We start from the raw sequence: 12878 nt of genomic DNA on the forward strand, positions 1-12878 counted from the left end.
GTATTGCAGCAGCAACTGGCAACCATTCGCCCCCATCCGCGTTTCGGGCTTCAAAGGAGTTCCAAGATGATTATCAAAAAAGCTGTTCTCGCTTTGCTCGTGGCCGCTGCATTGGCGGGCTGCGCGACTCAAACTGAACAGCAACAGAGGGCGACCACCGGCGCGCTCATAGGCGGCGGCGTCGGCGCCTTGGCCGGCCAGGCGCTTGGCGGCAATACGGAGAGCACCGTTGTAGGTGCTGCAGGCGGCGCGCTGCTCGGCGCGGTCATCGGCCAGTCTACAACCCCGCAACGGCGCGGCGAACAGCTTTGCCGCTACCAGGATCGCCGCGGCAGGATCTACACGGCGCCCTGCGACGATCGCTATTACAACGGCGACTATTGAGGTAACGGGGTTCGCGGTTGTGGCGTCGGTCTTGGTCCATCGGGGCGAGAACCGTCAAGCTATAGGGTGACCTCGACAAACTGGGCACTTCGTGGATCTCGTCGGGGCTGCTGCCATCCTCGACGGCCGCTTTCATTGCCTGGTCGGCAAGGTTGGTGATAGCTGCTGCATCGTCTGCAAAAACGTTCGGCTCAGCCACCGCCGAGTTCTGCGGCGGTTGCCGATCGTTCGACGTCCAGCTGGGATGCCACCTTTTCAAAAGCTGGCAGCCAGTGTTCGGCGTGCGGGTCGCCAACCAGAAAAACCGTGAGGCGACCGTTTGGGTAGCCAAAATGGCAACCGACGGGCTCGCCATCATCGGATCGGCGGGCGGCAGCCTTCTTTTAGTAGTCGGTCCCGCATTATCGCCGGCAACGACGGAGCATACGCCTCCATTTTCGGCGGATGTCGTGAGGCACGGCGACTGCTAGCCCGCTTTGATCTCTGACGGGTGTAGATTTGTGACTGCCGACCAAATGGTTTCGATCAAATCCCTGTCGCGGAAAGGCTTACCCAGCAATGGAACATCAGCGGGACGGTTCGCAATCTCATCGGCGTCGGCATAGCCAGTGATAATAACGGCCGGCCAATCGGAGCGTATACTCCGCGCGAAGCGGATAACGTCTAGCCCGGAAACGAGTGGCATGGCGAAGTCTGTGACGATGACGTCGAAATCGTCGGGCGCTCGTTCGATCATGGCTAGAGCCTCCGCACCTCCTGCCGCGCAAGCAACCTCAAAACCACGCTGGCGAAGGGACTCGGCTGTCAGTTGACGCAAAACATTGCTGTCGTCGATCAGAAGGATGGACGGAGGCTTCGCATGTGTGTCCAGAACTAATTGGCTTACATCGGCCTCCCCCGGGGTGAACGCCGGATCTTCGACCGAGCGTGGTAGCCAAAGCTGCATCGTTGTTCCACGATCTACGACACTGTCTATGCGAAGCGTGCCGCCGGATTGCTTCATAAAGCCGTAAACGGTGCTGAGGCCGAGGCCAGTCCCTTTGCCGACGGGCTTGGTGGTGAAGAAGGGTTCGATTACCTTGGCAATTATGTCAGGTGCGATGCCCGAGCCCGTGTCCTTGACGGTCACAACGACATAGTCGCCCGCCGGTAGGTCTTGCGATCGGCTTTCAATTGAACGGTTTTGCGCGTGAATCGTTAGAGTGCCTCCAGAGGGCATGGCGTCGCGGGCATTGAAAACCAGGTTCATCAAGGCCAACTCAAGCTGGCCGGCATCCACGTGAACTGGCCATACCGCATCGTCGATCTGCCAGTCGAAACGGATCAGGCCTCCCAAAATGGGAGCGACCAACCCGTTCATGGTATCCCCGAGCGCCGCGAGGTGCACCGCTTCCGGCTTCAGCGTCTGGCGCCGCGAGAAGGCCAGCATCCGAGTCACGAGATCGGCGCCCTGTTTGGCAGAACGCCGCATCAGGTCGACAACCTGTCGTGCCGGATCATCCAGTATTCCGCGGCGTTCGAGTAGACCAAGTCCGCTTAAGATAGCGGCGAGCAGGTTGTTGAAATCATGGGCCAGGCCGCCGGTCAGCTTACCTATGGCGTCAAGACGCTGGGATTGAAGCACCAGATCCTCGAGGCCGCGCCTCTCGGTAACGTCAAGCAACGTGCCCAGTATCTCCGGTGCGCCCCCGTCCGAGCCGTTCGACATCACGCCTTGATCCAGAAAAATTCGATATTCGCCGTCGGCGCATCGCCACCGGAATTCGCAGGAGTAGGACCCGGCAGTTTTTGCCGCCAACAGTGCCTGCTCCAGCCTGGGGAGATCATCTGGATGGACGCGGCTGAGGCCGAAATCCGGATCCGATGTCAAATCCTTGGGCGAAAAGCCGGTCAGCCGCTCGACCCCCTTAGTCACAAATCGCGCTGCAAAGGGTGGCTCGGCGGCCCGCGCATGAAAGCAAACCGGCAGTGAGTTCAAAATCGCTTCCTGGCGTTCCTCCGCGTTGCGCAGGTCCCGTTCGGCTTGGAGCTTTTCCTTCTGTGCCTGCAGTGCCTGCGCAAGGAGGCCTTGCTCGATCTTTGCCTTTCGCTGGATCTCGAGAGTCTTTTCATGGAGTTCGACAAAAACCGCGACCTTGGAACGCAGCATGATCGGATCGAATGGCTTGAACACATAGTCCACGGCGCCGGCGTCATAGCCGCGCAGCATGTGGGCGTCCTCCTTGTTGATGGCGGTGAGGAAAATGATTGGTGTGCGTTTGGATTGCTCGCGCTGGCGGATTAGCCCGGCCGTTTCATAGCCGTCTATTCCGGGCATCAAAACATCCAGGAGGATAACGGCGCAGTCCTCCTTGAGCAGATAACGCAGGGCCTCCTCGCCCGATTGGACGCAGATCACTTCGCCGGTCGTGGCGAGAACCTCGCTGATCGCGAGAAGATTGCGTTCATCGTCGTCCACAGCGAGGATACGCGCCCTCGCCGGCGTTTGAGCAGGTTGGACGAAATCAAGTTGCTTTGCTCGGTTTCTCGAAGGCTTTTGCATGGACCGGCCGTCAGTTCACTGCCAAGAGCATTTTTTGAGGCGCTTCGACACGTGACCGGGAACGTCCGATCCAGACACGCAGCAATGCCAGCAGGAGGTCGAGATCGACGGGCTTGGCGATGTAATCGGAAGCGCCGGCGTCCAGACATTTTTGCCGATCGCCCTTCATTGCTTTTGCGGTCACCGATATCAGCGGGATGTGAGCGATCGCCGGTGTGCCGCGAATCCGCCGCATCGTTTCGTAACCGTCCATCTCCGGCATCATGATATCGATCAGCGCCGCATCGACGTCAGGGGTCTGTTCCAGCAGGGCGATGCCGTCGCGGCCACGCTCAGCGTGCAGCACCTGTATGTCGTAGGTCTCGAGGACGCTGGTAAGCGAATAGATGTTGCGGATATCGTCATCGACGATCAGAACCTTCGCGCCGGCCAGATCGGATTTGCCGTTTTCTTCGCTTCCTGCTCCGCGCTGTTCGCGGCCTTCTCCTGGCAGCGTTGCCGAAATATGAAGCGCCAGCTGCGCAAAATTCTCGGCCCGTGGCGCATTCGCAAGCGCCGGATTAAGCGCCACCACCTGGTCAAGCGCCTCAGGATGCGGCGCAAAGAACAGCAGCTGCGGCAAGGCGTCGCCGAACTGGCCGGTGACCTCGTCCAGTGCTTGTGCGTTGTCCTTGGCGGAACGTCCAAAGCCGAGCACGACGGCATCATATGAAGCCACGCCGTCGTCCGCGTTTGCGGCGAAGCGACCGACCGCTGTCACCGAGGTCACGCCGTCGCGGATCGCTTCGACAAGCGAAAGCCGGCGCTCCGGATCGGGGTCGGCGACCAGCACGCGTCGCTGGATGCGCAGCTTCTTGGATTGGATGTCCTGAAATACTTTCATCAGTTCATCCGAGGACACAGGCTTGGTGGAGATGCTGGATGCCCCTTTGCGGGCAAGACCATCCATATCCTCGGCACCGGAGATCACGTGAACGGGAATTCCCCTCGTCTTCTGGTCATGACGCAACAGATCGAAAAGCACCCAGCCATCGATATCGGCAAGCCCGAGATCAAGGGTGATGGCGTCAGGCACCAGTTTGCGAGCCAAAGCCAGGGTGCCGGAACCCGCGTTCGACAAGACGCCTTTCAATCCGGCTGCGCGTGCGAGACCAAGTAGCAACCCGCCGAACGTCGGGTCGTCCTCGACGATCAAAACGACCCGATCTGTCGGCGAGATGGAATCGCGATCATCGATCAACTCAGCAGCAGTTGGGCTGCCGAGGGAAGCCGGGGCGGCGACTGTGTCCGTTGGCGGCGATAGAACCGACTGTGCTGCGGCCACGCGCGGGCCCGCGAACGGGATGACGAGCGTAAATGTCGAGCCCTTGCCTGGAACGCTTTCCACCCGCAATTCGCCACCAAGCAAGCGAGCAATCTCCCGGCTTATCGAAAGCCCGAGGCCGGTGCCTCCATATTTGCGACTGGTGGTACCGTCAGCCTGCTGAAAGGCTTCGAAAATCAGCTTCTGCTTGTCTTCGGGAATGCCGATGCCGGTGTCGGTCACAGCGATCGCCAAGGCCTTCACCGGTTGCGCGGAGCCGCTACGGCGCCCGGTCTTTTCGACCCGGAAGCTCAGACTGACCTCGCCTTGCGAGGTGAACTTGAATGCGTTCGAAAGCAGGTTGAGGACAATCTGCTGCAGCCGCTTCTCATCCGTGCGGACCGTCTCTGGAAGGGCCGGGTCGACTTTGATGGTGAAGCCAAGGCCCTTGTCTGCCGCGAGCTGACGGAACGTGCGCTCCATATGCTGGCGCAGATGGGCCACCGGCATATCGTTGATGTCGATAGAAACGGTGCCGGATTCGATCTTAGACAGATCGAGAATATCGTTGATAAGGCTGAGAAGGTCGGTTCCGGCAGAGTTTATGGTGCGCGCGAACTCGACCTGCTTTTCGTTGAGATTGCCCTGCTGATTGGTTGCGAGCAGATTTGACAGAATGAGTAGGGAGTTGAGCGGAGTGCGCAGCTCATGGCTCATATTGGCCAGGAACTCAGACTTGTACTTCGACGTCAGCGCCAGCTGCTCGGCTTTCTCCTCCAATGCGCGGCGTGCCATCTCGATTTCGAGATTCTTGTTTTCGACCTGCTTCTTTTCGTTTTCGAGCAGCTGCGCTTTTTCCTGCAACTCCTCGTTTGTCGTATGCAGCTCTTCCTGCTTCTTGGTCAGTTCGGTCTGACGCGCCTGCAACTCCGAAGTCAGGAGTTGCGATTGCTTGAGCAGGCCCTCGGTGCGCATCGTCGCGGCAATCGTGTTGAGAACGATGCCGACGGATTCCATCAGCTGGTTGAGAAACGACTGGTGCGTGTCACGAAATTCGCCAAACGAGGCAAGCTCGATGACGGCCTTAACCTCATCCTCGAACAATGCCGGAAGGATGATGACATTGGCCGGCGAGGCGCTTCCAAGACCAGACGTGACGCGCAGGAACTCCGGCGGCACATTGTCCAGCATGATGGCGCGCTTGTCAGCGGCACTTTGCCCGACCAAGCCCTCGCGCAAATCTAGGCGTTGCTTGATAGCTGCTTTGCTTTCGGCGCCATAGGATGCCGCCAGCTCGAGATAGGATTCCTCTTCGTCGCGATTGGTGACGTAGAACACCCCGTACTGCGCATTCACCAGAGGAGCGAGCTCTGACATGATGAGGCGAGACACGGTGGTGAGATCGCGCTCGCCTTGCAGCATTCGCGAAAACCGCGCGAGATTAGTCTTCAGCCAGTCCTGCTCGGCATTCTTTAGCGTCTGATCCTTCAGATTGCGGATCATTTCATTAATGTTGTCCTTGAGCGCGGCGACTTCACCGGAGGCTTGGACGCTGATCGAGCGGGTCAAATCGCCCTTGGTGACCGCAGTCGAGACTTCGGCGATGGCGCGGACCTGGGTGGTCAGGTTGGCGGCAAGCTGATTGACGTTGTCGGTCAGGTCGCGCCACAGGCCGGCCGCGCCCGGCACACGCGCCTGGCCGCCGAGCTTGCCCTCAATACCCACCTCGCGTGCGACATTGGTCACCTGGTCGGCAAAGGTAGCGAGCGTTTCGATCATCCCATTGATGGTGTCAGCCAGAGAGGCGATTTCGCCCTTCGCGTCCACCGTCAGTTTTCGCTTGAGATTGCCTTGCGCGACCGCGGTCACCACGTCGGCGATACCACGAACCTGGTTGGTGAGGTTCGTGGCCATCAGGTTGACGTTGTCGGTCAAATCCTTCCAGGTCCCGGCAACGCCTTCGACGCGCGCCTGGCCGCCAAGCTTGCCCTCGGTGCCAACCTCGCGCGCCACACGCGTGACCTCGCCGGCGAAGGAGTTTAGCTGGTCTACCATGGTGTTGATGGTCGACTTCAGTTCGAGGATTTCACCCTTCACATCGACGGTGATCTTCTTCGACAGGTCGCCGCGCGCAACGGCTGTCGTGACCTCGGCGATGTTGCGGACCTGACCCGTCAAGTTCTCAGCCATCGAGTTCACATTGTCGGTCAGGTCCTTCCAGGTGCCCGCAACGCCACGCACCTGTGCCTGGCCACCGAGCTTGCCTTCGGTACCGACCTCGCGCGCCACGCGCGTTACTTCCGAAGCAAAAGAATTGAGCTGGTCGACCATCGTGTTGATGGTGTCCTTGAGCTCCAGAATCTCACCGCGGACATCGACGGTGATCTTCTTCGACAAATCGCCGAGGGCCACGGCCGTGGTGACCTCCGCAATGTTGCGCACCTGGCCGGTCAGATTGGCGGCCATGGCATTGACGTTGTCGGTCAAATCCTTCCACGTGCCGGCAACGCCACGGACCTGTGCCTGGCCACCGAGCTTGCCATCCGAGCCGACCTCACGCGCCACCCGCGTCACTTCCGAGGCGAAGGAATTCAGCTGGTCGACCATCGTGTTGATGACGTCCTTGATCTGCAGGATTTCACCGAGCGCATCGACGGTGATCTTCTGCGTCAGATCGCCGGTCGCGATGGCCGTCGCCACCTTCGACACGTCGCGCAACTGAACGGTCAAATTGCCGGCCATGGCGTTGACGTTGTCGGTCAAATCTTTCCATGTGCCGCCGACCCCTTCGACGTGCGCCTGTCCGCCGAGCTTGCCTTCCGAGCCGACCTCGCGGGCGACGCGCGTGACTTCCGAGGCGAAGGAATTCAGTTGGTCGACCATCGTGTTGACGGTATCCTTGAGCTCCAGGATTTCGCCTTTGACGTCGACGGTAATCTTCTTCGACAGGTCGCCGCGCGCCACGGCCGTGGTCACCTCAGCGATGTTACGAACCTGACCGGTCAGGTTGGCGGCCATGAGGTTGACGTTATCGGTCAGATCCTTCCAAGTGCCGCCGACGCCCTTCACCTCGGCTTGGCCGCCGAGCTTGCCCTCGGTACCGACCTCACGTGCGACGCGTGTCACCTCCGAGGCGAAGGAATTCAGTTGATCGACCATCGTATTGATGGTGTCCTTGAGCTCGAGAATCTCACCTTGCACGGCCACCGTGATCTTCTTCGACAAGTCGCCTGAGGCGACGGCCGTCGTCACTTCGGCAATGTTGCGCACCTGACCCGTCAAGTTCTCAGCCATCGAGTTCACATTGTCGGTCAGGTCCTTCCAGGTGCCCGCAACGCCACGCACCTGCGCCTGCCCGCCAAGCTTTCCTTCGGTACCGACCTCGCGCGCCACGCGCGTGACCTCGCCGGCGAAGGAATTCAGTTGGTCGACCATGGTGTTGATCGTGGATTTTAGCTCCAGGATTTCGCCTTTGACGTCGACAGTGATTTTCTTGGAGAGGTCGCCCAGTGCCACGGCCGTGGTCACTTCGGCGATGTTGCGGACTTGACCGGTGAGGTTCTCGGCCATCGAGTTCACGTTGTCAGTCAGATCCTTCCACGTGCCGCCGACACCTTCAACCCGCGCCTGGCCGCCGAGCTTGCCCTCGGTGCCGACCTCGCGAGCCACGCGCGTGACCTCGGAGGCGAACGAGTTGAGCTGGTCGACCATGGTGTTGATGGTGTTTTTCAGTTCGAGGATTTCGCCTTTGACGTCGACGGTGATCTTCTTCGACAGGTCTCCCGAAGCGACCGCGGTCGTGACCTCGGCGATGTTGCGCACCTGCCCCGTCAGGTTCGTCGCCATGGCATTGACGTTGTCGGTCAAATCTTTCCACGTGCCGGCAACGCCCTTCACAAGCGCCTGGCCACCAAGCTTGCCTTCTGTGCCGACCTCGCGGGCGACGCGCGTCACTTCCGAGGCGAAGGAAGCCAACTGACCGACCATGGTGTTCACGATCTCGCCGATGCGCAGGAATTCACCGCGCAGGGGTCGGCCGTCAATTTCAACCATCATTGTCTGCGAAAGGTCGCCTTTGGCGACGGCGCCGATGACCCGGGCAACCTCGGCGGTTGGCTGCACCATGTCTTCGATCAGATCGTTGACCGAGCGGACGCTGGACTCCCAACCGCCCGTAGCTTCTCGAACTCGGCCGCGCTCGCCTATCCGCCCTTCCTTGCCGACGACGCGGCTGAGGCGCTCGAACTCGCGAGTTACCTGGTCGTTTAGGGCGACAATCTCATTGAAGGTCTCTGCGATCTCGGAATCGAGCCCGTCGTAAACGTTGTCAATTCGAATGGAGAAATCGCCGCGCCGAAAGGCTTTTAAGGAATTCAGAATGTTTCGCCGGTCCAATTGCTTCCTGGATGCCTGCTCGGTCACAGCGCCACTCCCCGCCCCTATGGAACTTGTGTCGGATAAAATGCCCCTCGCGGACGATACAGCACGCCGCAAGGCCCCTAACGCGGCGTGGTCGATTTTGTTCCATTTGCCGCCGGTCGGTGAGGTCCATCAACCCCATCGTCGATTCCTCGGGTCCGCCGCACCCTAGCTCGCTGGCACACGGCGCCTAGAACTGTGACAACCGTCGTCAGCTGAAACACTTTCCTGAGGGGAGGCGCGTGATCGACGGGATCACGCGCCCTTTGCTCAGTAGCCTTCGGGGCATTGTGCAACGTAAACTCTGCCATGGCGATCGCGATATCTACACTGGCCGGCCTCGCTGGTATGCCCGATGACGGCCCCGGCTACGGCGCCCACCGCTCCGCCAACGACCGCCCCTTTCACCGGATCGCCTGCCACGGCTGCGCCTATCGCGGCCCCACCCAACCCGCCGACGGCAGCGCCCTGTTCGGTGCGCGAGCATGCTGCGAGCGGGACGAGTAAGCACAAAATGAGGATAGTCTTTTTCATTATTTCTCTCCTGAGGCTACTATTAGCCAGAGCTTTAATGCGGCACGGAGTTTTTTGATCCTTCGGAATCGCCAAATAGCGAAACAACCTCAGTCCTTTACCGGGCTTGGCGCCGGTGGGGTCACGAGGCTGCCGGCCCGCGGCGTCGCCACGAACAGCGCCACGCGTTCAGACATATGACCGATGCTGGGCCCTCGGATGTCGACCGCCGCCAAGAGGGAGTCAGCGCAGACCCTGCATCATCGCTTCGAAAACTGAGCCAATTTCTTCGTCAATTTCCTCGCCTGCAATGCCTTGCTTTTCCGCCTCACGTTTTGCATCCACTGCCATATCTATGACCAGTAAGACTGGGTCGATAATCTGATCATCAGCCAAATGGTCCGCCATCCATTGGTGGAGAAAATCACCGCCCCGTCTGCTCATTGCTCTCCCAAAATCCTCCGTGCTTCATGCCGGAGGACTTCCCTCGCGCCGAGGCGCTCACCCGATTAGCCCAGGCTACAAATCAGGCGGGCTGGTCCGTCCGGACCGCTTTCGCTGCTTCGGCTTCGAGGATCGAAAGCTTTTCTCTAATCTCCTCGGGCTCGGCATGTTCCAAGCCGACGACGTCATTTCTGGTTTCCTCTAGGGAGACGATGATCTCATCAAGCTTGGCGTGGATGGCGGCAGTGTCGCGATAGCCCTGTAACAGGACCACCCCGGTAATAACGATGGCTGCAACCGACAATGCGTATGTAACTGCATTAGTGAGGCCGAAAGGCACCAGAGCAGTGCAGAACACCATTGCTATTAGCATGACATAGAAGCCGGGCGGGCGGGAAAGAAAGTCTGCGGCTACGAACAAGATGCGGTTCATAGCGAGGCCAAAGTCGACAATTCAAGCAGTGCGGTTATGGCTACGCAAATCGACGCTGCCGCAAGCAAGTCTGCCTCAACGAACCAGGTTTCTTTGTCGCGCAACATCAGACACTCACACTTTTCAATTTCTGTGTGACCGAGGGTTCGCTCGCCTGTATCTGGCGGAGCGAACCCAATTGCGAAGCGGCAAAAGCTCCGCCCCCAATCCGTGGGCTCTGCCGCACTAGCTGCTAAAGCCGCAACGTGACCCAAACGCGCCTGCGGTAGCAGCGCACGCGCCTGCGGCCGTGGCGCCAGTGGGTGCGGCAGACCCTTCTCCACGCGCGCCTGCGGTGATGGCGGCGCTCCCAGCGCCGATGATTGATCGGCTCCACTTCTGCCGGTCCTTCGTCGGCAAAGGTATCCTGCCTCTGCGGCGCATCAAGTTTGTCGAGAATGCCATTTTCTGGCGCAGCAACTCCGGACAGGGCATCCGACGGGCGGATAATCGTTGCCAAGGCCCCTGCCCCCGCAACTCCGAACATTGCTGTCAAAAAGTAGCGGCGATCCATAAAAAACCTCCCAATTACAAAGTTGAACGAGGGTACGCGCCGGCCGACATGGCAAGCATCGCGTTTGCTAGAAAATTGGCTCGCAGAAGGCGCGAACCTATCGGCGCAGGGTACGACTTAAGCTGCGCAGACCTGCACGATTGTCAGCCAAGGATTATTCCAACCAGCAAAAATGTGACCGCAGTCCCGAAGATCGGTGCGAGCAACCACCGTGCCTGGCCAACACTCTTATCCATTTGTTTTCTCCCACTTTTCGGTGGAACAACAATCGGGATCGTTGCCTGTTCCATGCCTAGGACTTGCACAAGACCATTGTTTTTCGGCATCGGACTTTGGTCCTCAGTCCATGCGGACTGAAGCCCTTATTGGGAACCTTCGGACCGACCTAAAGTTGAGCCCCAGACGCCGGCCAATCAGTACGGTGTCAATCTCAACCAAGGAGCTACCTATGAGAATGTCCCTGTCTGCCGCTGCTGCGGCATTTGTCCTGTTGGCTGGTGTGGGCGTTGCCGCCGCCGAGGACATCATCATTCAGCCCGAGCAGGACACAGTGATCCAAGAGTATGTGAAGAAACAGCCGCTAGCGTCGGTGAAGCTCCCTGGTGTGGAACTCAATGTCGGCACAGCCCTGCCCGACACGGTCGAACTTCATGAAGTTCCCAGCGTCAAATATCGCTACGTCGTGATCGACAACCGGACGGTTCTCGTCGATCCGGGCACCCGAAAGATCATCAAGGTCTACAACTGATCGAATAGCTACAGCCCGCCGCCGTGATGGCGGCGGGCTACGGATCTTCAATTGCGCTGCAGATGCTCGAAGATGAACAGTGGGTCAGTAGCCTGGGCAACCGCCTGAGTTCTCTCCGGGCCAACGACCCCGGTCGAGGCAGTCCGCATCTCACTTGCCGGCATCTGGTTGAACGAGAACCTGTTCGCCGTGGCCTATGTTTGGCGCACAAAAAGCAAGACGATCCGCGCCTAGGGGACATCTAGCCCGGTCCAATGCCACCCTGGTCAACAACCATTGGCCCTCAGTGATTTTACCATGCGAACGACAATTGGATCATAGGGCACTTTTTCGTCACGGCTATAATTGACGGTAAACAGGGCGGCGCGGTTGCCACACACTTTGATAGCTCGAACATACAGGATCTGGCCGTCCTTCAGGCCTGAATAGCTCGCCCATTGCGGCGTCACTCGCTTATACGTCAACTTCCAGCCATCATTCTCATTCACCGCCATGCGATGCTCAATCTCGCTGCGAAAACTGGCTTTGCCGAGCTGGGCTCCCCATACTGCAAGAAACTCCTTATTTCTGCCCTCGAAGGCGGCTCCGCGGTTGGAACGCTGGCTTAGAGCGAACCCTGGCGGAACATCGAACACGAAGCCAAAGTGCTTGATCCCGAAGGCCTGCCATCCTTGAGCACCGAGCAGCGAAGTGGGTATCATCGCGATACCCACACCAAGCAGAAAATGCGGAACGTATCTCATAGGCATCGCCCTTATTGGATTGGCGCCCCACGCTGAGCGCGTGGCACATCGTCGAGGAGCGTCGGCTCATCCGGGGCATTCGTTCGCTGATCTGCAGGCAAATTGCCGTTTGGAGTCATCTGGTTGACGGCATCCGGCAGATTGTTGGTAATCCTGGCAATCAGCTCCTCGCGAGAAAGGCCGGTCTGCCGCGACAGCGATTCGAGCGTCTGCGCATCGATGGCCGCTTCCACCTCGTGAGGCTCGATCGGCTCGTTCGGCCCAGTCCCAACCCAAGAGTCAACCTTGGAGCCTGCACCGGCGTTTCTGAAACGCTCGAGGATGTCGCCCAGCGCAGTTCCAGAGAGCCCTTTCGATACCTGGTCCAGAACCCCGCCTTGAGGATTGTTTGGATCGCGCTCTCGTGCTCCACGGATCATTTCTGCGATCTTGTCGCGGTTTTGATAAGCCAGGACCCCCAGCATTGCGACAGCAAGTCTTCCAAGATTGGCCACTTGTTCCTCCTGTGGTTCGCATACGCACAAGGTCCCGGTCGGGCAAAAGTTCCGCCATCGGGAAGCAAAATATAAGCTTGGCAACCGACGGCCTTTCCCGTCCATTTGTGCACGAGCGTGGAAGCGAGATGCCGGAAGGCGTAGAGGGTCGCAGGATGAACAGCCGTTGCGCTTTGCGAGGATCGTGCCGCCGTATGATTGTCTTGGACACAACGGCCTCAATTGCGGAACCTCGCGCTCGATATGGCGTTTCAACTGGTGTGCAACCAAGGAGGCCAAGGCCATGGATTGGAACCGCGTTG

At 59.2% G+C, this 12878-nt stretch carries 10 protein-coding genes; 2 read left to right on the plus strand and 8 right to left on the minus strand.

What is annotated here, in order from left to right:
- Positions 1-66 precede the first annotated feature (66 nt).
- Positions 67-384: a YMGG-like glycine zipper-containing protein gene (locus ACWGTI_RS29640; RefSeq protein ID WP_454590332.1), complete on the plus strand. Its 318-nt coding sequence runs from the start codon at positions 67-69 to the stop codon at positions 382-384.
- A gap of 466 nt (positions 385-850) precedes the next feature.
- Here ACWGTI_RS29640 and ACWGTI_RS29645 read toward each other — a convergent pair whose 3' ends face one another.
- The 6 genes from ACWGTI_RS29645 to ACWGTI_RS29670 form a co-directional block, all read right to left on the minus strand.
- Positions 851-2926, minus strand: a complete 2076-nt coding sequence (locus tag ACWGTI_RS29645) for a response regulator (protein ID WP_454590333.1) — start codon at positions 2924-2926, stop codon at positions 851-853.
- A gap of 10 nt (positions 2927-2936) precedes the next feature.
- Positions 2937-8651 (minus strand): HAMP domain-containing protein, encoded by a 5715-nt coding sequence (locus tag ACWGTI_RS29650; RefSeq protein ID WP_454590334.1) that lies wholly within the window; start codon positions 8649-8651, stop codon positions 2937-2939.
- A 267-nt stretch (positions 8652-8918) separates the two neighbouring features.
- Positions 8919-9182 (minus strand): YMGG-like glycine zipper-containing protein, encoded by a 264-nt coding sequence (locus tag ACWGTI_RS29655; protein ID WP_454590335.1) that lies wholly within the window; start codon positions 9180-9182, stop codon positions 8919-8921.
- A gap of 222 nt (positions 9183-9404) precedes the next feature.
- Complete coding sequence (locus ACWGTI_RS29660; RefSeq protein ID WP_454590336.1) at positions 9405-9605, minus strand: hypothetical protein; 201 nt, start codon at positions 9603-9605, stop codon at positions 9405-9407.
- 82 nt (positions 9606-9687) lie between these two features.
- Entirely contained in the window at positions 9688-10038 is a 351-nt protein-coding gene (locus tag ACWGTI_RS29665) for a low affinity iron permease family protein (protein ID WP_454590337.1), read from the minus strand.
- A 232-nt stretch (positions 10039-10270) separates the two neighbouring features.
- Positions 10271-10591, minus strand: coding sequence for a protamine-2 (modular protein) (locus ACWGTI_RS29670; protein WP_454590338.1), 321 nt, complete (start codon positions 10589-10591; stop codon positions 10271-10273).
- Positions 10592-11039: 448 nt separating this feature from the next.
- On the opposite strand from ACWGTI_RS29670, the gene ACWGTI_RS29675 reads away from it, so the two are divergent.
- Positions 11040-11339, plus strand: a complete 300-nt coding sequence (locus ACWGTI_RS29675) for a DUF1236 domain-containing protein (protein WP_454590339.1) — start codon at positions 11040-11042, stop codon at positions 11337-11339.
- A gap of 266 nt (positions 11340-11605) precedes the next feature.
- Here ACWGTI_RS29675 and ACWGTI_RS29680 read toward each other — a convergent pair whose 3' ends face one another.
- Entirely contained in the window at positions 11606-12082 is a 477-nt protein-coding gene (locus tag ACWGTI_RS29680) for a hypothetical protein (RefSeq protein ID WP_454590340.1), read from the minus strand.
- A gap of 11 nt (positions 12083-12093) precedes the next feature.
- A complete protein-coding gene (locus tag ACWGTI_RS29685; protein WP_454590341.1) occupies positions 12094-12576 on the minus strand; it encodes a YidB family protein in 483 nt (160 codons plus the stop codon).
- Between the last annotated feature and the right edge of the window lie 302 nt (positions 12577-12878).

The sequence above is a fragment of the Mesorhizobium sp. ArgA1 genome, from assembly GCF_053714375.1.